Here is a 20,819-nt window from a genome sequence, read left to right as displayed (position 1 = left end):
TGCGGCCCTGTTCGTTATTGCCTACGTTTTAGGTTAGATTTTCCTAAGAACAATTGCCCGAAATTGGGGGTCCCTATGAACGAAACAGTTCCCGCGGCGCCGTCTAGCGCGGAGTCGATGTCAAAGCAAGGTTGCGAAAAGCTCGGCCTGGACACGTTTGACGCGCTGGTCCGCCGCGCCCGTACGTGCCGTCGCTTTGACGAGTCCATGCGCGTGCCGCGTGAGTTTTTGCTCGAGCTGGCAGAGCTGGCTCACCTGGCTCCCTGTGGTGCCAATGCTCAGCGTCTTCGTTTTCATGTGGTGAGCGGTTCCGAGGACTGCGCTCGCGTGTTTGACGAGCTTGCATGGGCCGGCGCGCTTAAGGACTGGCCGGGTCCTGCCGAGGGTGAGCGCCCGACCGGCTACATCGCGATTCTTGCCGAGCGCGCCGTTCCGGGTAAGCCCGCCGCTCCTATTACTGAGATCGACACGGGCATTGCCGCGCAGACGATGATGCTCGCCGCCCGCAGCGCCACGCCCGAGGTGGCTGCCTGCATGTTCAAGGCCTTTACGCCCCACGCGATCGATGCCATGGGGCTCGATAGCGACAAGTATGAGCTCAAGCTGATCATGGCGTTTGGCGTTCCGGCCGAGACGCAGGTGATCGATGCGATCGATTCCAACCCCGATGGCTCCATCAATTATTGGCGCGACGAGGCACAGGTGCACCACGTACCCAAGCGTTCGCTCGCCGACGTACTGCTGTAGTTGAGCGTCACCGCGGTGTGATCCGGCGGTAAACCACCACAAAGGTACCTGTCCCCTTTGCGGTGGTGCGAGAGGAGGGCGTGTGGCAGATTTGTATTTGGTGCGGCATGGGCAGACTGAGCTCAACGTGCAGAACATTTTGCAGGGTGGGCACGATTCGCCGCTTACGGCGCGCGGGCGCGAGCAGGCGCTGGCGACGCGCGCGGCGTTTGAGGCGCGTGGCGTGACCTTTGACCGTGTGTATTCCTCCCCGTTGGGCCGGGCGCGGCGTACGGCTGAGCTAATTGCTGGCGAGGGCTGCTCGATAGAGCTGGTCGATGACCTACGCGAGTGGCATTTGGGCTCGCTGGAGGGCACATCAAATCGCGATATGCCGCCGCAGCCCTGGGGTGATTATCCGGTGGCCTTTGGTGGCGAGTCTGAAGTGCAGCTCCAGTCGCGTATGGTCGCGGTGCTGTCGCGCATCATGGCCAGGCCGCAGCACGACTGCGTGCTGGCGGTTTCCCACGGCTCAGCCTGCCAGGAGTTTCTTGAGTATGTGACTGGCAGGGGAGAGCTACCCGACAACGGAGCCGTGCTTCATTTTGGCTATTGCGACGGGGCGTTTTCGCTCCTTGATTGGTAACGAACGAAAGGACCCCTATGAATAAAGATCTGTATCTGGTCCGTCATGGACAGACGATATTCAACCTCAAGCGTATCATTCAGGGGTGGAGTGACTCGCCGCTTACGCAGTTGGGTTGCGACCAGGCGGCGCGCGCCGGCATGTTTTTACGTGCGTGCGGCATTGAGCCCGATCATGCCTACACCTCCACGCTTCATCGCACCGAGCAGACTATCGCCAACCTGTGGCCGGGCTTGGCGTACGAGCGCCTGGACGGTCTGCGTGAGTGGTTCTTTGGCGACTTTGAGGCCGAGCGCGTGATGCTTATGCCCGAGCGCCCGTGGCGAGATTTCTATCGTCAGTTTGGCGGCGAGAGCCAGATGCAGGTGCGCGAGCGCATGGCGGCGACGATAACCGATCTTATGCGACGTCCGGACCACGAGTGCGTGCTCGCGGTGAGCCATGGCTCGGCTATCAAGGAGTTTTTGGACCACGTGCGGGGCGCGGCGGCAGACGAGCGCGAACGCGTGCCGGGCAACTGCTCAGTGCTGCATTTTGCGTTTGACGATACGGCCGATACGTTTGAACTTGTCGAAGTCTTTACGCAGGAGGATTACGCGCGCGAGCTGGGGCTTGAACCACTTGTGGCGGCAGCAGGCCCGCAACGGGGATAACGCGAGCGTGGCGGCACGGGTCGCTGGCATAACTTCTCGACGCAAAAGGGGCGGAGATGCATGTACCTGCTGCATCTCCGCCCCCTGTTTGTTGAGCTGCCGATTTTTGTGCTGCGCGGTCTGGTCTTGCTAGAACCGCGCGACTTGGTGCGTGAGCAGACCCGTCGGAACCTGCGGTGCGCCGCCGCTGGCCTGCGCAGCGGGGAAGAGCACGGCAACGGTAAAGTTGAACGGCTCCTTGCCGGTGTACGTTCCGGCGGAACGGGCCTCATCGGCCAGGAGCTGTGATGCCTCGACTAGTGCGGCAGCGTAGGCAGGGTCGTCGGCCAGTGCCGGCTCCGGCGCCTGGTCGAGCATGGCACGGATGGCGCCGACGGCGTCCTCGCGCTTGACCTCCCACACGCGGTGCGTAATACCCGCGGGGTCGGTGACGGCGTAGAGCGAGGCGCCCTCTTTGGCAGCGCCCAGGATGATGTCCATGACGGGCGACGCCTCGTAGGCGAGCGACACGGGGCGCGGCTGCACCTTGAGCTCGGCGATCGCGCGCGCGGCGGCGGCCACGTCGGCGCTGGCATCGCCCTTGCCGCCCGCAAGTACACTCGTCGGGCAGATCGCCACGACACCCGTCACACGTCCCGGCTCGCCCGAGCATTCGTACACGTAATACGCCGCACCCGGGTCCTTGAGCATCAGACCATCGGCAATGGCTCCGCGCAGAGCATCGTTGCCGCTCATGATGCTGTCCATTGCAGGCAGCGCCTCGAGCACGCGGTCCTGAGCCGGGCGGATGCAGGGAAACGGAAGTGCTTTCATGGGCGGTCCTAACGCACGAGTCGGTTTGTTCGCGGCTTATTATGCCCCAACCTGGCCGCTCGCGTCCCAGAGCACGTTATCGGCGAGCGCGATTAGCACCTGCTGACAACGAACGATATCGGCGTGGGGCACATATTCGTTGGGCTTGTGCGCGAGCGCGAGCGACCCGGGACCGTAGCTCATGCAATTGCGGTTACCTGTCTTGCCGGCAATGACGGCGGTGTCGGTGTAGCCGGTAAAGAAGCCGACGGTCGTGTCCGCGTCCGTCACGTCATCGGCGGCACGCTTGAGCGCTGCTAGAAGGGGAGAGTTCGGGTCGCGCTCGATGGCGGGGCGGTCGCCCGTCACGGTGTAGCTGCCATGGCAACCGGGAACGGCGGCTTCGGCGACGGCGATGGCCTGCTCTACCATGCGCGTCGCGGCGGCCGTATCGGTCGGCGGGGTCAGACGCATGTCGACCCAGACTTTGGCGCGGTCGGGCACGACATAGGGGCGATATCCGCCCTCGATTTGGCCAAACGTGATGGTCGAAGGCCCCAGCTCATCGTGCGCGGGCAGCGCCATAAACGCGCGACGGAGCGAACACACGACCTCGGCTATGGCGGCGACGGCATCCGCGCCCTTCCAGGGCTGGCTCGCATGCGCCGTCACGCCAGTCATTTCAATTTCGAACCACGTACGCCCCTTGTGCGCTACCTGGATCTGTCCGTCGGTGGGCTCGGTGTCCAGCACCCATTCACGCGAGCCGACCCAGCCGGCATCGATAGCTGCCTCTGAACCACGCATAAAGTCTTCCTCGTCGACCGAGCAGATGAGTGAAAAGCCGCGGTGGGGCAGCTCGCCTTCTGCCGCCACGCGCTCGAGCGTATGGACCAGTGCGGCAATGGCGCAGGCCAGGCCACCCTTCATATCGCAGGCACCACGGCCGTAGAGTTTATCGTTGCGCACGATCGCTCCGAGCGGCGGAATGTCCGCGTCCCAGCCATCGCCCAAGGTGACGGTATCCAAATGGCAGATGTAGACGAGCCGTGGCTCGTCGCTTTGGCCCGGCACGGTGACCATTAGATTGCGGCGTCCGGGGAGTACTTCGTGCTCTGCAATCTGCACGGCATCGAGTACCGGATAGCTCAGCTGCGCCAACCGTTCCTCAACCAACGCTTTGATATAGCGCTCAATCTCGTCCTCATACGCACCCGGGTCTGAACTGTCGATCCGCACGAGCCCTTGCGTAAGCCGCCAAGCAAAATCTGTATCAACCATAGGCACCTCACAGATAGTTAGGTCAACATACAGATTGTATGCCAAGAAGCGGCTCAGTGCATTTAATGGAGCGCTCACAAAAATGGGGGCGCCTCTCGTGCGAAAGGCGCCCCCGCGGGCATTCAATGTCAGCGACGGGCAGGCCACATGGGGAACTGCCCGTCAGGTCAGTCGGCGCTACTTGATCACGCGCACGCGATACATCGACGGAATCTGCTTGAGCGCCTCGATGGTGCTGCTGTCTAGGTGTTCGTCGGTGTCGAACATGGTGTAGGCGTTCTCGCCGGCGGACTCGTTGGTCATACGCTGCACGTTGGCGTTGTCCTTGGCCAGGATGGCCGTGATCTGGCCGATCATGTTGGGCACGTTGGCATGCAGGCAGGCAATGCGGCTTGCAGCGCGCGCCTTGCCCATGCTGCAGGCGGGGTAGTTGACGCTGTGTGCGATGTTGCCGTTCTCCAGGTAATCCTTGAGCTCGCTGATGGCCATGTCGGCGCAGTTGGCCTCGGCCTCGCCGGTGCCGGCGCCCGAGTGCGTGGTGATAAACGTATTGGGCATCTTGACCGTCTTGGGCGTGGCGAAGTCGCAGCTAAACCAGCTGAGCTTGCCCTCGCGCAGGGCGGCGTCGACGGCGTCCTCGTCAATGATGGTTTCGCGCGCGTAGTTGATGAGCACGGCGTCCGGTGCCAGCAGGTTAATCTGTTCGGTGCTGATCATGCCGATGGTGTCGGCCTTGCTGGGCACGTGCACGGTGAGGTAGTCGCAGCCGCGGCAGAGATCCTCGAGCGTGCCCACGCGCTGCACCTCGCGGCTCAGCACCCACGCGTGCTCGACGGAAATGAACGGGTCGTAGCCGTAAACGTCCATGCCCAGATCGACGCAGGCGTTGGCGACCTTGGAGCCCACGTTGCCCAGGCCGATGACACCGATGCGCTTGCCCTTGAGCTCGCGGCCCACAAAGGCCTTCTTGGCCTTTTCGGCATCGACCTGAATCTCGGGGTCGTCGGCGTTGTCACGCACCCAGTTCATTGATTGCACCACGCCGCGGCTCGAGAGCACCAGCATGCCTAGGACGAGCTCCTTAACGGCGTTGCTGTTGGCGCCGGGGGAGTTAAAGACGACGACGCCCTTCTTGGCGTACTCCTCGACGGGGATGTTGTTGACGCCGGCGCCGCAGCGGGCGATGGCGCGGATGCCCTCGGGCAGCTCGTAGCCGTGCAGGTCGGTCGAGCGCATCAGAATGGCGTCGGCCTCTTCGGCGGTGCTCACAAACTCGTAGCCCTCACCAAACTCGACCTTGCCGTCCTTGGTAATGTCATCGATGGTTTTAATCTTGCGCATGGAAAACTCCTTAGCAGGTTTTGATCTATACAGGGTGGTCTGAGATGGCTGATCGGCCCGCGCGTTGCGGGCTAGTTAGATCGCGGGCTCAAACTAAGCTGCGCTTCGAAGTCCTTCATGTACGAGGCCAGTGCCTGCACATCTTCCATGGTTACGGCGTTGTAGACGCTAGCGCGCATGCCGCCCACCAGGCGATGGCCCTTGACGTTTTGAATCTGGTGCTCTGCCGCGCCTGCGACAAAGGCCGCGTCGAGTTCGGCGTCGCCGGTGCGGAAGGTGACGTTGGCGATGGAGCGGCTGTCGGCCTGTGTGGTGCCATGGAACAGCACGCTGTGCTCGAGCAGGTCGTAGAGCAGGTTGGCCTTGGCCCAGTTGCGCTCGGCCATGGCGGCAAGTCCGCCGGTCTGCTCAACCCAACGGAACACCTTGCCGCACACGTAGATGCCAAAGGTGTTGGGCGTGTTGAGCATGGAACCCTTGGCGGCCTGGGTCTTAAGGTCCAGGTACTGCGGCGTCTGCGCAAAGGCGGGGCCATCTGCGATGAGGTCGTCGCGCACGATGGCCACGGTCACGCCCGCGGCGCCGGCGTTTTTCTGCGCTCCGGCGTAAATGAGCCCGTAGCGCTCAACGTCGAGCGGCTGCGACAGGAAGCAGCTCGAGACATCGGCGACCAGCGGCACATCGCCACAACTGGGCAGCTCGTGGTACATGGTGCCAAAGATGGTGTTGTTCTGGCAGATGTAGACGTAGTCGAGCCCGTCGCCTGCGGCCTCGGCGGCAATGCGCGCATTGATGTCGGCCATGTCGGGGATGCGGTCGAAGTTGGTGTCCTCGGAGCTCGCGAGCAACACGGCCTCACCGTACTTGGCGGCTTCTTTGTATGCCTTGTTGGCAAAGTTGCCGGTCACGATGTAGCCGGCGCGGCCGCGGTGCATGAGGTTCATGGGGATGCCCGCAAACTGCAGCGTGGCACCGCCCTGTAAAAACAGGACACGGTAGTTGTCCGGGATGCTCAGCAGACGGCGCAGGGTTGCCTCGGCGTCGTCGATAATCTGCTGGTACATGCTAGATCGATGGCTCATCTCGAGCACGGACATGCCGCAACCGCGGTAGTCCATCATCTCGTCGGCGATCTCGGCGAGCACGCTTGTAGGCAGCGCGGCCGGGCCAGCTGAGAAGTTGTGCACACGTGCCATCTTCTAGTCTCCCTCGTAGTCGTTTGAACGTTCGGGATACTTTAGCACAGTGGAGCGCTAGGCGCGACCGCATCACAGCAAAACCCGAGTGCGCCGCTATGATTTACAGGATGGTTACATGGGGGAGGGGTGCTTTACTCCTCAGGCAAATCCAAATCTGCGAGCGAAGGCATGAGGCTTTCTAGGCGCTTGATCTCTTCGTCGCAAATTAGCTACCTCCTGCCCGCTACGACGCGAGCGTGGCGATGACGGCTTCGTCGCCGGCGTATATTAGGGTGTTGCCGTCGGGGATGATCGTTTGGCCGTCGCGCTTGAGCATCACCACGATAAAGGGGTGCTTGCCCTGCGGCACATCGCGAAGACGCTGGCCGGCCAGGCGACCGTGGGGGGTTACGGTGACCTCGCGCAGCGTAACCTCGGCACGCTCTTCGAACGTTGGGGCGGCCATCACCAGCAGATCGCCTTCCTGGATCACGGTATCGCCGTTGGGCAGCACCGGGTGCGCCCCGTCGCGCAGCACCAGGACCACGAGCATGTCCGTCGCGCTGCCAATATCGGCGAGCGAGCGCTCGGCAAACGGATGGCCAGCACCCACCTTGAGCTTTACAAATGACATGCCGTCTTCGTCGCGATAGTCGTTAAAGGTGCGGCGCACGTCGCCGGTCGCATCGATCATATCGAGCTTCTTCGCCACCGCTGGCAGCAGCGAGCCCTGCACCACAATGCTCGACACGGCAATCACAAACACCAGGTCAAATAGGTCGTGTCCGCCGGGAACGCCGGCCACCACGGCAAAGAGGCTAAACACGACCGAAGCTGCTCCGCGCAGGCCCGCCCAGCTTACGAGCGCGACCTGGCGGGGGTTCGTCTTAAAGGGCGCCAGGAGCACGCCGACGGCGATGGGACGGCTCACGTAGAGCATAAACGCCATGAGCGCCAGGCCCGGCAGCAGCATCTGCGGCAGGCGTGCGGGCGTGACGAGCAGGCCGAGCAAGAAGAAGATCGTCATCTCGGCCATCTCGGTGAGGGTGTCAAAGAAGTGCGCCATCTCGACCTTGCCGGTGATGTCGCTGGCGCCCAGTACAATGCCTGCCAGGTACACGGCCAAAAAGCCGTTGCCGCCCAGGTGGCTCGGCAGCGCGTAGGCGACGATGGCCACGGCGAACAAGAAGATGGTCTGCGCGTCCTTGGCCGTTGCGTGCGCGCGTTCAATCAGGCGGCCCGCCGCCCAGCCGATGGCAAGGCCCAGGCCCACGCCCAGGATAATCTGCTTGGCCAGCAGTGCGGGAATGTTGATGTCGCCGCCGGCCGCGAGTGTAGCGAGCACAGCGGTGAGCATGTAGGCGACGGGGTCGTTGGAGCCCGATTCGACCTCGAGCAGCGAGTCGGTGCCACCTCTCAGCGACAGGCTGTGCTCACGCAGTACGCTAAAGACGCTCGCCGCGTCGGTGGATGCCACGACCGATCCCAGCAGCAGGCTGCCGATCCAGTCGATCCCCAGCGCGAAGTGGGCGAACACGCCGGTGATGCCGGCAGTGATGACGACGCCGAGCGTGCTCAGCAGCACCGCCGGCGCAGCGACGGGCTTGGCGCGGTCGATATTGGTGTTAAAGCCGCCGTAGAACATGATGAACAGCAGCGCCGTGCTGCAGACGGTTTCGGTGAGTGCGTAGTCGCTAAAGTCGATATGCGTCGGGCCGTTGACGCCCAACAGCATGCCCAGCGCGATAAAGATGAGCAGGGTGGGGAAGGGGAGTTTTTTACCGACGGGTTTGATGGTCAGGCACAAAATGATGACGAGGCCGATAAAGAGAAGGATCTGGTTCATGGATAGTGTCCGCTCCTGGGTGGTTGGCGTGGCACGGTCAGTTGTCTGTGGTTATTTGTACCCAAAGATGGTGGGTTTATGGGGTTGGATTGCGGGCGTGCGCGATATCGTCATAGACGGCTGCCGTCTTTGCCTCTGCTCGGAAACCCTTTCCAGCTTTATTGCAACGGAGTACAATGGGTAACGTTTAAGTTCAACTTGAAGTTTTAGTTGCGGCACCGGGCTTCGGCCGCAATGCAAGGAGAGGCGTACCATGGCGATCTATGTGACATCTGATGCTCACGGGCACGTGCGTGCGCTTGACGAGGCCCTGTCTAAGATCTCGTTGACGTCCGACGACACGCTGTACGTGCTGGGCGACATGATCGATCGCGGGCCCGATCCGGTCGGCGTTATTAAGCTCGTGCGCTCGCTGCCCAACGCCCACGTGCTCAAGGGTAATCACGAGCAGATCATGCTCGATGCCATCATTGGTCAGGATCCGCTCGATGCCGAGACCTGGGATATCAACGGTGGCTGGACGACGCGCGAGCAGCTCAACGACATGGAATTTGAGGCATACGAGGAGCTCGTGCGATGGATGGCCGCGCTGCCGCTCTACGCGGTGGTCAAGACCGAGGAGCGCCCGTATCTGCTGGTACATGCTGGAATCGAGATGAAGGCGGCGCGCGCGTTTTTGCTTGAGCATGGCGTCGATTGTGCCGATGGCGTCGGAGCGGTGGGTGCCGATCGCGAGCTGCTGCAGCAGATGCTCGCGGTGCAGTCGTCCGATGACCTGCTATGGATTCGTCACGGCTATTGGGATGTGCCGACCGGGCTGCTTTCTGCCGAGGGCAAGGGCCCGGTCGTGGTGAGCGGCCACACGCCCACGGTATCGCTTGGGCGCTATTGCGAGGTCGGTGGTCTGGCGGGGCTCGATGAGGAATCGGGACGCGGGCAGATCGTGCGCTTGGGCGGCGAGGACACTGCCGGTGTGCCCGATCGCATCGACATCGACTGCGCCGCCGCCACCGGCTCCGAGTTCGGTCGCGTGGGCATCCTGCGGCTCGATGATGGGGCGGAGTTCTACGCGAACATCAACCCGGGCGAATAATCGGTGCAAGGGGTAGCTAATATGGGAAGGGTTTTTTGACTACTTTTGCCCTTCTGCCCGCAAATTGATTTCTCTGGGACGGGATTAGATAATCATTTGGCTGCCCGCTGGCTAAGTGAGTAGACTTTTTTGGAAATGCCGAGCACCCAACATATTTGCCTCAATAAAACCGCAGGTCACGGACTTGTGCTTTGTCGGTGTGGTCCGGGATTCGGTAAAAGTCTACTCACTTAGTTTTGCGTGTCCGCAACGAGACCCCAGCCGGGGTGATTCCACCGCAAATTAGCTGCTCCCATCGCCGCAATTAGGCGCCGTACGGATTCCGGTCCCTCTCGATGCGTTGGCGGATGTGGGCGTACTCGATAATCAGTAGCACCAGGAGTAGGGCCATGATGGCTAGGTAGCTCACCACAGCGCCCATCAGACCCAGCAGCTTAATCAGGATCACCGGGAGCACCACGCTCACGGCAAAGCAGATCAGGTAGATCTTGGTGACGTCTCCAGCGTGGCGCAGCACCGTGATGATGGCGTAGATAAAGTCGATGGCCGCGGTGACGCCGCCGGCGACGACCATCAGCAGCGCCAGCGTACGGTAGCGTTCAAAGCTGAGACCGTACATAAAGCTCATGAGGGGAATACCGGGACCTGCCATAAATGCGGCGCACACGCCGGTGATGACCACGATCAGCGCCATAACGGCAACAATAATCAGGTCAAAGCGATGACGCTTGCGAGGATTAGCCCAAATGCTCGACAAGCGCAGGAGCTGCGGTTTATAGACAAATCCAATGCTCAACAGAATAGCCTGAGCTGGAAAAAACAGGGCATTAAAGTACAGCTGGTATTTGTAGGCCAGTGTTCCTTCCATCACAAACTTGGGCATGCTTTCGATAAGGTTGAACAGGAATAGCGCGCCAAAGAGTGGGGCGCACTGGACAAACAGGTGGCCGACCTCGCGCAGGTTTACGCGGCGCGATTTTTCGGTCTCGAGCAGGGCGAGCGGCGCGGTGACCAGCACGAGCGAGGCGATTGCGGCGATGCCCATGGCCATGGCCGCGATGGGCATGCTGCGCGTGAAGAGCAGCGCCACGCTGAAGACCGCGATGACGCCGACGGAGCGTAGCGTTTGACTCATTCCAGCCAAGTAGAGCTTGTCGGCCTGCTGCAGGCGGCCTTCGTACACGTCGGCGACGCCGTCGATGACCTTATACAGGTAGACGCCCAGGCCGATCGTCGCCATCTGCGCATCATAGCCGCGGGCGCTGCTGTACATGAGGCCGCAGCCTAGGGCGAGCGCTCCACAAAGCCAGCGGTTGAGCTGGTAGGAGGCAAAGGACGTCTTTTCGTCGATGTCTGAGACCTGGAAATTGCGCACGCCGTAGTTGCACGCGATCATGATGAGCGTGCCGGTGACAAAGGCGATGGAGAATTTGCCTGCTTCTTCGGCGCCCACGAGCTGCGTAGACACGATGGTGAGCAACGGAAACGCCAGGCCCCATACGGCGGTGCCGAGGGTGTTCCAAAGATAGTCGCGGCTGGTGGCGTGCTCCTCGTATTCCGCTTCCTGCATGGAGAAGCCGCCGCCGTAGACGGCGCCGAGCAGACGGTTCCACCAAGCGTTGACCATGCGGCGGACGGGGCCGGGCTCCCGATCGCGTTCGCGCCGGCGACGTGTGGCTTGGCTGCTATCGGGTCCGCCGGCGTTGCGCTGGCTCAGCTCCTGGATGCGCGCGAGCTCTTCGGCCGTGTGGGAGGCGGGGAACAGGCCGTTCTCGATGCGGCCGCCCTGGGCCTTCGCGGCGCCGTCTTTCGATGCAGCGGGGTTGGAGATGCCGTTACGGCGGGCGATGGCGCGGCGAATGCTATCGAGGGGCGTGATGCTCAAAGCGGGGTCCTTTCTATTGCTGCGCTCTAGTATAGACACCGCGGTGTCCGCTCGTGTTTTTGAACAGGTTGTTCGATAATTTCGGCGGCGCCATTCGGTAGTCGGCACTTAGGGACGTTCCTTATGTGCAGGCACTTTGGGAACGTCCCTAAGTGCCGGCATCTGGGGACACTCCTTGGTTGTTGCCTGTTCAAGAGTGTCCCCAACGGCTAGTCGTTTAAGAACGTCCCCGATGACTGGGCCGCTTGCCTGTGATTTTTGACCGTTGGGCGGGCGCTTCGCCGTTGCCGCAAAAACGTTTTTGCATATCGGGTACAACGGGCTTTACGTGAGTAAAGTGCGCGCTGCGTCCGCGTGTCGCGTTTTTAAAGGAGGCCCCATGCCTGGTGTTACCCCTGCAGAAGTTTTGTCCAACTTTGGCATTACGCTGGTCGAAGATCCCGCCGATAATCAGCCCCGCCTGTTGGTCGATCTACCCGCCGCGGAGCTCGTCGAGTACGCTATCCGCCGCGAAGAAGGCCGCATGGCATCCAACGGCGCGCTGGTGATCGAGACGGGGGAGCGCACCGGCCGTTCACCCAACGATCGTTTTATCGTTGACACCCCCGATGTTCACGACAAGATCGCCTGGGGCGCCGTCAACCGACCGCTTTCGATTGAGAGCTACGAGACCATCAAGGCTGGTATCGTCGACTACCTCAACGAGCGCGACGTGTTTGTCACGCGCGGCATGGCGGGCGCCGACCGCAACCACACGCGTCGCCTGCTCGTCGCCTGCGAGCGTGCCAGCCAGGCGCTCTTTATTAAGCAAATGCTCGCTCGTCCGCTTGCCCGCGAAATTGCGCGCACCGGCGAGCCGGACTTTTGCGTGCTCGCGGCACCTGGCTACCAGTGCGACCCCGCCATCAAGGGCCTCAACTCCAGCGCTGCCGTGGTCATCAACTTCCAGGAGCGCGTGATTTTGGTCGCGGGTACCGGCTACTCCGGCGAAATCAAAAAGTCCATCTTCAGTGTCATGAACTACCTGCTGCCTGTCGAGGACGACGTGCTGCCCATGCATTGCTCGGCCAGCATGGATCCCGTCACGCACGAGACCGCCGTGTTCTTTGGCCTGTCCGGCACCGGCAAGACCACGCTTTCGGCCAATCCCACGCGCCTGCTGATCGGCGACGACGAGCACGGCTGGTCCGACATGGGCATCTTTAACGTCGAGGGCGGCTGCTACGCCAAGTGCGAGGGCCTGGACGCGTTCCACGAGCCCGAAATCTTCAACGCCGTCCGCTTTGGCGCCATCTGCGAAAACGTGGTGCTCGATGAGAACCGCAAGCCCAACTATGATGACGTCTCGATCACGCACAATACGCGCGTGGCCTACCCCGTCGAGCATATCCCCAACGCGTGGACCAAGGGCATGGGCACCACCCCGAGCGTCGTGCTGTTTTTGACCTGCGATGCCTTTGGCGTGCTGCCGCCCATCTCGCGTCTGACGGCCGATGCCGCCATGTATCACTTTGTGACGGGCTTCACCGCCAAGATCCCCGGCACCGAGGTCGGCGTCACCGAGCCCACGCCCACGTTCTCCTCGCTGTTTGGCGAGCCGTTTATGCCGCTCGATCCCATGGTCTATGCCAAGATGCTCGGCGAGCGTATCGCCGACGGTCGCACCCGCGTGTACCTGGTCAATACCGGCTGGATCGGTGGCGGCTACGGCTTGGGTCATCGCATCGAGCTTGCCTACACGCGCGCCCTGGTGGCCCGCGCCCTCGACGGTACCATCGAGGACAGCGAGTTCGTGCACGACGATATCTTTAATGTCGACATTCCCACTACGTGCCACGGTGTGCCCGACGGCATCCTGGTGCCGCGCCAGTACTGGCAGAGCACCGCGCGCTACGACGAGGCAGCGCACAACCTGGCGGTGATGTTTGAGGAGAACTTCGAGAAGAAGTACTCGCACCTGCCCGAGTCCGTCAAGGCCGCCGGCCCGCACGCTCAAGTGCCCGCCGAAGCCCGTCATCGCGGCCGCGGCCTGCTGGGACTCCGCCGCTAGCGTCGCCTCAGACCCAAAACCACCACAAAGGGGACAGGCACCTTTGTGGTGGTTTTGCTCGCGCGGATGACTCAGGTTACAATACGCCTGACATATCGTCCCCTTCTCCGGATGGGGACAGCGCAAGCGCTCTTGTGACGGCACCGTAGGACTTTGAAGGTGGCCGTTGTAAGGGCGCTTTTTGTTTAGGCGCCCTCACTCGGGCGCGCGCAATGAAGGGAGCACGTATGAAGAGCTTTATTGCCGAGGATTCATTTTGGGAGCTGTTTCCGCAGGCAGCGGTCGGTGTGGTGGTCGTGGAGGGTATGAAGCCCGCGTCTCAGATTCCTCAAGAGGACGTGGATGCGATTGCGGCGTTGCTCGATCGCGCGAATATCGATGCGGAGCGTCATCTGACCAGCGATACAATCAGCGAGAACGCACCGGTCAAGGCATGGCGCGAGGCCTATCGTCTGTTCAAGACCAAAAAGGGCGCGCGCTGTTCAATCGAGAACCTGCTCAAACGCGTGCTCAAGGGCAAGCCGGTGGGCCACATTACACCCGCGGTGGATATTTACAACACGGTGTCGTTGACCTACGCGTTGCCCGTGGGAGGCGAGGATTTGCATGCGATTGAGGGCGATCTGCGCCTGGCGGTCACTGATGGTGGCGACGCGTTCCTGCCGCTTGGCGAGGAAGCGGACGACCCGACGCTGCCCGGCGAGCTCGCCTACATTGACGATGCGGGCGCCGTGTGCCGCTGCTGGAACTGGCGCGACGGCGTTCGCACGGCGCTGTCCGACGATTCGGCCGATGCATTCTTGGCGATTGAGTGCGTGGAGCCCGAGCGGATGGGGGATTGCCAGGCCGCGATCGATCGCCTAGCCGAGCTGCTCGAGCGCTATCTGGGAGCGACGGTTGTCGTTAAGACGCTTGTGACCCGCGACAATCCCTGTGTGGAGCTGTAGCGGCGTCTGCGGATCATGTTCGCCGGTCAAAACCACCACAAAGGTGCCTGTCCCCTTTGTGGTGGTTTTTATGTTGATGGGTTAACAAATGGGGTATTTGGGTACGGGTGTCGCCTTATGCGACTAAGATGTTTACCCGTAAGCATTATGCAAGCGAAAGGCGGTCGTCTCCCATGCAGCAGAGCGACGAGACACGTTTCGAGGACTTTGTCGGACTGATCAGCGGACTCTACAAGGAGATCCAGCGCATTAAGACGTCTGAGGGCGCAAGGCTGGGCCTTAAGGGCTCCGACGTTATGTGCCTGTACTATCTTGAGCGCAGCAAGGACGGCCTGACTGGCGCCGACCTGGCTCGCATGGCAGGCGTGACCCGCGCCGCCGTCTCGCGTACGCTGGCGCATCTGGAGGAGGGTGGCTACGTCGAGGTCGATGATTCGGGCGATGCCGCCGTTAAGTATCGTGCTCCGGTGCGCCTGACCGCTCTGGGCGGCGAGAGCATGAGCGAGGCGGACCGCATCATTCGCGAGGTGCTCGATACCACCGGTAAGGCTATGGGTGTGGAGCAGCGCGAGCAGATGTATGCGTCGCTGCGCACGATTCTCAACACCCTGCGCGAGATCTAAGGCCGCCAAGGCATTTGCTTCCAATTAACAACTGCATAGTCCCGTTTGAGTGCGTATGCCGTGCCGGGGCATTGCTGTCAAAATTCCCCGCGAGAGGTCCGCGAAAGAAAGGATTCGCTATGTCCATTCGTATTATTACCGATTCCGCGAGCGATATGTCGCCGGCTGAGCACCCCGCTCTGCGTGTTCTGCCGCTGTCCGTCACCTTTGGCACCGATGTGTACATGGATGGCGTCGACATCGATCACCAGCGCTTTTACGAGATGCTCGTGGAGCGCGATGAGCTGCCCAAGACCGGCCAGGTCAACCCGTACGCGTTTTCGCAGGCTATTGCCGAGGCGCGTGATGCCGGCGATGAGGCTGTGATTATTACCGTGGGCGCTAAGCTATCAGGCACCAATCAGAGTGCCCGTACCGCACTTGCCGAGGCGCCGGGCGGCGACGTGTACGTGGTGGATAGCAACAACGTCACTCTGGGTGAGCGTGTCCTGGTCGAGTATGCCCTGCGCCTGGTGGACGAGGGCCGTGGTGCGGCCCAGATCGCGGCGGCCGTCGAGGCCGTCCGTGACCGCGTGGTCGTCATCGGCCTGCTCGAGACGCTGGAGTACCTGGTTCGCGGCGGTCGTCTGTCTGCTGCGGCCGGCGCCGTGGGCACGCTGCTCAACGTAAAGCCCGTGGTAGCTGCCGAGGACGGTCTGATTGTGCAGCTGGGCAAGGCGCGCGGTTCCAAGAACGGCCGCAACCTGCTGAACCAAAAGGTCGAAAAGGCGGGCGGCATCGACTTTTCCATGCCGCTGGCGCTCGGCTATACGGGTCTTTCGGATGCGGTGCTCAAGAAGTATATCGAGGACAGCGCGGCACTTTGGGCTGGCCACACCGAGGGCGAGTTGCCCGTTCACACCATCGGCGCCACCATCGGTACCCACGTAGGCCCTGGCGCCGTAGCCGTAGCCTTCTTCCAGCCCGCCAACTAACTGACCTGCCATAAACCACCACAAAGGTGCCTGTCCCCTTTGCGGTGGTTTATGCTTTTCCGGGTGGAAGGGAGCGAGCAATGGCGTCTGAGGGCTTTTTTGAACGGGTGTACGAGGTGGTCGAGCAGATCCCCGAGGGGATGGTCGCCACGTATGGTCAGGTGGCGCTGCTTGCCGGTCGACCACGAAGTGCGCGGTATGTGGGGTATGCCCTGCATAGCAATCCGCGCCCCGGCGAGATTTCCTGTCACCGCGTGGTGTTTGCCGACGGGCGCATATGCGAGGGTTTTGCTTTTGGCGGTCCCGATGCTCAACGTGAGCTTTTGATAGGGGAGGGTGTGGCGTTTAAGGACGACATGCACGTCGACCTGGCCGTCTGTCGTTGGCCTGCCGGACTCTAACAGCTCTGCCGTGGCCAGAACCACCACAAAGGTGCCTGTCCCCTTTGTGGTGGTTTTCTGTTGCAGGTTTACCGGGGCTAACTTATGGAGAAGCTATGGCGGCGAATATTGATGCTGCAAAGTAAACCACGGTGAACTATATTGTATTCAGCAACGGAGCAGGCAATAGGCGATGAAAAAGCCTGCCCTGTTGAGTTTGATTCGCATTCCTCCCCTCTGTGCGATTCAACGGTGTACTTCGGGAACGGGCCCGCCGGCAACTGACTGCCGGCGGGCCCGTTCCTGTTTATCGGGGGAGTGCAATGGGCGGAGCCGAAGCAGTCCGGCTCCGAAAAAGGTGGACGTCGTAGCGCCCGCCCTAAAGCAATCGAAAGCTCAAGCCAGCAAATCGGTCTAGTACACCATGCCCATGGCGTCCTGAACCTCTGCCAGGGTCTGATCGGCGATCTCGTTGGCGCGACGATTACCTTCGTGCAGCACGTCCTTCACGTAATCCAGATCGTTCTCGTAGCGCTGGCGACGCTCGCGGATCGGTGCGAAGTACTCGTTGACGGCCTCGGTCACGTACTTCTTGAGCTGGCCGGAGCCGCCCATGCCAATCTCCTCGGCAATCTCGACCTCGGAACGGCCGGTGCAGATGGCGGCCGTCGAAAGCAGGCCGGACACGCCGGGGCGGTTCTCGGGATCGAACGTGATCATGCGCTCGGAGTCGGTCTGGCTCTTCTTGATGCGCTTGGCCGTCTCCTCGGCGGTCATCGAGATGTTGATGGCGTTGCCGTAGCTCTTGCTCATCTTGCGACCGTCCAGGCCGGGCAGCAGCGGGGTCTCGGACAGCAGCGCGTCGACCTCGGGGAACACCTTGCCGTAGCGGTTGTTAAAGCGGCGGGCGATGGTGCGGGTGAGCTCGATGTGCGGCAGCTGGTCGCGGCCGACGGGCACCACATTGCCCTTGCAGAACAGGATGTCGCAGGCCTGGTGCACCGGGTAGGTGAGCAGAAGGCCGGTGAGCTCGTGCCCCGAGGCCTCCATCTCGGCCTTGACCGTGGGGTTGCGCGCCAGCTCGGCCTCGGACACCAGCGACAGGAACGGCAGCATGAGCTGGTTGGCGGCGGGCACGGCGGAGTGCGCGTAGATCATGGTCTTGTCGGGGTCGATGCCGCAGGCAAGGTAGTCCATGACCATGTTGTACACGTTGTCCTGGATGTGCTCGGTGGTGTCGCGGTCGGTGATGACCTGGTAGTCGGCGATGAGTACGTTGGTCCTGGCGCCCATGTTCTGCAGCTCCACGCGGCCCTTGAGGGTGCCAAAGTAGTGACCCAGGTGCAGACGGCCGGTGGGGCGGTCGCCGGTAAGCATGGTGAACTTCTCGGGCGTCTTGGCCAGGCCCTCGCGAATGGCGTTGCTCTTTTGCAGCGCGACTTCGTAGCTGTTCTCGTTTGGCATGATTGCTCCTAACGTTCGTTCGCAGGTTTTGATGATAGCGTGTTTATTGAGAGGGGTGGGCGTGAGTGGGTGAGGGACTGCCAGGGGCCGGCTTTCAAGTCCGCCGCGGCGTTCGCGCGAACGGCTGCCAACGCCTTGGCACATCCTCGGCAGCTTGCCCTAGAGCTTGTGGTGGCGCTCTTCTTTGCGCTCCTCGGCTGCCTGCTTCTCCTGCTTAAAAGCGGGGTCGTCGGGGGTGACCAGCTCATCTTCGTGCGTGCGCTTGTTGTAATGGTGGAGCAGCACGGGCTCAAATAGATGTAGATGCTTGGCGAAGGCCGCCGAGCCAATGGCGAGCACGGTAAAGATGAGCACGCGCATGGGCACCTCGACCTGGTTAATCGCGGCGGCGCCGGCCGAAAGCATGATGCACCAGGCATAGATGAGCAGCACGGCCTGTTTTTGGTTGTAGCCTTCTTGGATCAGGCGGTGGTGGATGTGGCCCTTGTCGGCCTGCCCGATGCTAATGTGGGCGCGCTTGCGGCGCACAATGGCGCTAAACGTGTCGATGATGGGCACGCCGGCAACGATGAGCGGGATGATAAGCGAGGTGAGTGCGGCGGTGCGGCTCACGTTGAGCAGCGAGATGGAGCCCAGCGCAAAGCCCAGAAGCAGCGACCCCGAGTCGCCCAAGAAGATGCTTGCGGGGTTGAAGTTGTAGCGCAAAAAGGCCAGACAGGCGCCAAAGAGCGCAATGGAGAGCGCGGCGGCGTCGATGCGGCCCGAGAGAACAGCCATCGAAAACATGGTGAACGATGCGATGCCGCAGATGCCCGTGGCCAAGCCGTCGAGGCCGTCGATGAGGTTAATGATGTTGGTGAATGCCACCAGATAGATCACGGTGATGGGGTAGGCGAGCCATCCGAGCATGATCTCGCCGGGGGCAAACGGGTTGACGATGACGCCGATTTTTAGGCCGCCGATACAGGCGATAAGCGCGGCGAGGACTTGTCCGGCCAGCTTTTGCTTGGGCGTGAGCTGGAAGACGTCGTCGATAGCGCCGGTCGCAAAGATGACGGTAAAGGAGAGCGCCAGCATGGGATAGCTAATGTGAAGGCGCGGGTGCGGCACCAGGACGGGTGGCCAGCCTAGGTACCAGGTGCCTAGGATTTGCACAGTGCACGCGACGACCAGGCCCAAAAACACCGCCGTTCCGCCCAAACGCGGGATGGGCTTGGTGTTGATGCGGCGCTTAGAAGGATAGTCGACGGCGTCGAGCTTGATTGCCAGGCGCTTGACCAGGGGTACCGTGAGGAAGGTCGTGATAAAAGCCGCGACCGCCACGCATAGGTACGGTATGAAGCTCGTGGAGGAAGCCATGAATCGATAAACCGCCAAGCGTCGAAGGAAAAGGTCAAAGGATGCCACGCCGCAAAGGGTATAGCTGACCTATGATACTCGACCAAGGAGGGTGTGAGGAATTGCACGGGGCGATAATCACGTGCTTACCAGATATTCGAGTGATGGTGAGGTTCTGCCTGGCGCCTTTTGGGGTCTGGGCGGGATTTGCAATGGCGAGTTTCGGCAAAAGAAAACCACCCCCCACGTTAAGAAAATGAACCCACCTAAAACAGGTGGGTGCCCTCATCGACTGTTCCAGCGTCCTTAACAACGAAGGATACCTGTACTAGGTACGACTGTGTGGGCTCCCTAAATAAACGCGACGGTTCACCCAGTTGCTCCGCGGGGGGCGGAATACTTACATCATAAAGCGGCACTTTGTGGATTCCAGTCTTGACATTACAAAAATCGTGTCGGACGATTACGGCGCCTTTAGGCTCGAGCCGTCCGTGCGGTTGGTCCTTTTGCGCTTGAGCTGCTGAATCGTTGTTTTGGAGCATGTTTTTATGCCGACGTCGTTGACCGAACTTTTTTCGCCCGCCTGCCATTTGTGTCCGCGCCGTTGCGGTGCGGCGCGCGATGAGGGTGCGCGCGGCGTATGCGGTGCTAACGACACGCTCAAGGTGGCCCGCGCGGCGCTTCATATGTGGGAGGAGCCTCCTATCTCGGGCGAGGCCGGTTCGGGCACGATCTTCTTTAGCGGCTGCTCGCTCAAATGTGTCTATTGCCAGAACCACGAGATCTCGACGGGTAATTTTGGGCTTGAGATTTCGCCCGAGCGCCTGGTCGAGATTATGTTGGAGCTGCAGGACCAGGGTGCGAACAATATTAACCTGGTGACGGCGACACACTACGCGCACCTGCTGCCGGCTTCGATTGCCGCTGCGCGGGCGCGCGGGCTGGTCATTCCAATCGTCTACAACACGAGCGGTTATGAGCGCGCGAGTGCCGTGGCGGCGCTCGGCGATCTGGTCGACGTGTGGCTTACCGACTTTAAATATGCCGATGCGGGGCTTGCACAGTCGCTCTCCCACATTAAGGACTACCCCCGTGTGGCCGTGTCGGGCCTGGCGCAAATGGCGCGCGAGATTGAGCGCCGCGGGGGAGAGCTGGTGGACGATGACGGGCTCATGAAGCGCGGCATGATCGTGCGTCACCTGGTGCTGCCGGGGCATGCGGACGATTCGTGTCGCGTGCTGGACCTGGTGTGGCAGACGGTGGGCGATGTGCCGATCTCGGTCATGAACCAGTACACGCCCAATGCGCTCATGCGCGAGCAGGGCGGCGACCTGGCACGAGCCGTGACGCGCGATGAGTACGAGCAGGTGCTCGACCATGCCGACGACCTGGGCTTTACAACGATGTTCTGGCAAGAGGGCGGCGCGGTAGACGAGAGCTTCACCCCAGCCTTCGACACCACCGGCGTCCTTACCAGCGCAAAGTAACGCGTTCGCCGATGATTTTTCTGGGACGGGGATTAAAAAAGGCTCTGTTAGACCAGGATTGACATACATGTGTCCCCACGGTGCCATATCGTTGACCCCGTAGACCGCGATGATG

At 61.5% G+C, this 20,819-nt stretch carries 18 protein-coding genes; 10 read left to right on the top strand and 8 right to left on the bottom strand.

Annotated features, from left to right (window positions below; genetic code table 11):
- Positions 1-75 precede the first annotated feature (75 nt).
- The 3 genes from AB5405_RS05365 (at position 76) to AB5405_RS05355 (ending at position 2,025) form a co-directional block, all read left to right on the top strand.
- Positions 76-747: a nitroreductase family protein gene (locus tag AB5405_RS05365; RefSeq protein ID WP_368137802.1), complete on the top strand. Its 672-nt coding sequence runs from the start codon at positions 76-78 to the stop codon at positions 745-747.
- Positions 748-829: 82 nt separating this feature from the next.
- On the top strand, positions 830-1,372 hold the full coding sequence (locus AB5405_RS05360) for a histidine phosphatase family protein (RefSeq protein WP_161115853.1): 543 nt from the start codon (positions 830-832) through the stop codon (positions 1,370-1,372).
- A 17-nt stretch (positions 1,373-1,389) separates the two neighbouring features.
- On the top strand, positions 1,390-2,025 hold the full coding sequence (locus tag AB5405_RS05355; protein ID WP_349117210.1) for a histidine phosphatase family protein: 636 nt from the start codon (positions 1,390-1,392) through the stop codon (positions 2,023-2,025).
- Between the two features lie 129 nt (positions 2,026-2,154).
- Here AB5405_RS05355 and AB5405_RS05350 read toward each other — a convergent pair whose 3' ends face one another.
- From AB5405_RS05350 to AB5405_RS05330, 5 genes are all read right to left on the bottom strand, one after another.
- Positions 2,155-2,838 carry a DUF1015 family protein gene (locus AB5405_RS05350; RefSeq protein ID WP_349117211.1) on the bottom strand — a complete coding sequence of 228 codons (684 nt, stop codon included), beginning with the start codon at positions 2,836-2,838 and terminating at the stop codon, positions 2,155-2,157.
- Positions 2,839-2,877: 39 nt separating this feature from the next.
- On the bottom strand, positions 2,878-4,098 hold the full coding sequence (locus AB5405_RS05345) for a M20 family metallopeptidase (RefSeq protein WP_368137801.1): 1,221 nt from the start codon (positions 4,096-4,098) through the stop codon (positions 2,878-2,880).
- A 177-nt stretch (positions 4,099-4,275) separates the two neighbouring features.
- Positions 4,276-5,439: a phosphoglycerate dehydrogenase gene (locus AB5405_RS05340; protein WP_006235446.1), complete on the bottom strand. Its 1,164-nt coding sequence runs from the start codon at positions 5,437-5,439 to the stop codon at positions 4,276-4,278.
- A 71-nt stretch (positions 5,440-5,510) separates the two neighbouring features.
- Positions 5,511-6,635, bottom strand: a complete 1,125-nt coding sequence (gene serC, locus AB5405_RS05335; RefSeq protein ID WP_117770199.1) for a 3-phosphoserine/phosphohydroxythreonine transaminase — start codon at positions 6,633-6,635, stop codon at positions 5,511-5,513.
- A 226-nt stretch (positions 6,636-6,861) separates the two neighbouring features.
- Positions 6,862-8,463 (bottom strand): potassium/proton antiporter, encoded by a 1,602-nt coding sequence (locus AB5405_RS05330; protein ID WP_368137800.1) that lies wholly within the window; start codon positions 8,461-8,463, stop codon positions 6,862-6,864.
- 253 nt (positions 8,464-8,716) lie between these two features.
- Here AB5405_RS05330 and AB5405_RS05325 point away from each other — a divergent pair, with 253 nt between their 5' ends.
- Positions 8,717-9,556 carry a metallophosphoesterase family protein gene (locus AB5405_RS05325; RefSeq protein ID WP_368137799.1) on the top strand — a complete coding sequence of 280 codons (840 nt, stop codon included), beginning with the start codon at positions 8,717-8,719 and terminating at the stop codon, positions 9,554-9,556.
- 304 nt (positions 9,557-9,860) lie between these two features.
- Here AB5405_RS05325 and AB5405_RS05320 read toward each other — a convergent pair whose 3' ends face one another.
- Positions 9,861-11,441 (bottom strand): lipopolysaccharide biosynthesis protein, encoded by a 1,581-nt coding sequence (locus tag AB5405_RS05320; RefSeq protein ID WP_368137798.1) that lies wholly within the window; start codon positions 11,439-11,441, stop codon positions 9,861-9,863.
- A gap of 379 nt (positions 11,442-11,820) precedes the next feature.
- Between AB5405_RS05320 and pckA the strand changes: the two genes are divergently transcribed.
- From pckA to AB5405_RS05295, 5 genes are all read left to right on the top strand, one after another.
- Positions 11,821-13,491 (top strand): phosphoenolpyruvate carboxykinase (ATP), encoded by a 1,671-nt coding sequence (pckA, locus tag AB5405_RS05315; RefSeq protein WP_368137797.1) that lies wholly within the window; start codon positions 11,821-11,823, stop codon positions 13,489-13,491.
- A 227-nt stretch (positions 13,492-13,718) separates the two neighbouring features.
- Positions 13,719-14,438, top strand: a complete 720-nt coding sequence (locus AB5405_RS05310) for a B3/B4 domain-containing protein (RefSeq protein ID WP_368137796.1) — start codon at positions 13,719-13,721, stop codon at positions 14,436-14,438.
- A gap of 173 nt (positions 14,439-14,611) precedes the next feature.
- Positions 14,612-15,061, top strand: a complete 450-nt coding sequence (locus tag AB5405_RS05305) for a MarR family winged helix-turn-helix transcriptional regulator (protein WP_117820503.1) — start codon at positions 14,612-14,614, stop codon at positions 15,059-15,061.
- 119 nt (positions 15,062-15,180) lie between these two features.
- A complete protein-coding gene (locus AB5405_RS05300) occupies positions 15,181-16,035 on the top strand; it encodes a DegV family protein (RefSeq protein WP_368137795.1) in 855 nt (284 codons plus the stop codon).
- A gap of 80 nt (positions 16,036-16,115) precedes the next feature.
- A complete protein-coding gene (locus AB5405_RS05295; RefSeq protein ID WP_055286517.1) occupies positions 16,116-16,436 on the top strand; it encodes an MGMT family protein in 321 nt (106 codons plus the stop codon).
- A 393-nt stretch (positions 16,437-16,829) separates the two neighbouring features.
- On the opposite strand, the gene trpS is transcribed toward AB5405_RS05295, so the two are convergent.
- Positions 16,830-17,879: a tryptophan--tRNA ligase gene (gene trpS / locus AB5405_RS05290; protein ID WP_055286519.1), complete on the bottom strand. Its 1,050-nt coding sequence runs from the start codon at positions 17,877-17,879 to the stop codon at positions 16,830-16,832.
- A 159-nt stretch (positions 17,880-18,038) separates the two neighbouring features.
- Entirely contained in the window at positions 18,039-19,238 is a 1,200-nt protein-coding gene (locus AB5405_RS05285) for an MraY family glycosyltransferase (protein WP_368137794.1), read from the bottom strand.
- A 527-nt stretch (positions 19,239-19,765) separates the two neighbouring features.
- Here AB5405_RS05285 and AB5405_RS05280 point away from each other — a divergent pair.
- Positions 19,766-20,704, top strand: a complete 939-nt coding sequence (locus tag AB5405_RS05280) for a radical SAM protein (protein ID WP_368137793.1) — start codon at positions 19,766-19,768, stop codon at positions 20,702-20,704.
- The last annotated feature ends 115 nt before the right edge of the window (positions 20,705-20,819 follow it).

It is taken from the genome of Collinsella aerofaciens (assembly GCF_040920445.1).
GTDB lineage: Bacteria > Actinomycetota > Coriobacteriia > Coriobacteriales > Coriobacteriaceae > Collinsella > Collinsella aerofaciens_BH.
The sequence above is the reverse complement of the archived record's forward strand: the minus strand, read 5'-3'. Positions and strand labels throughout refer to the sequence as shown.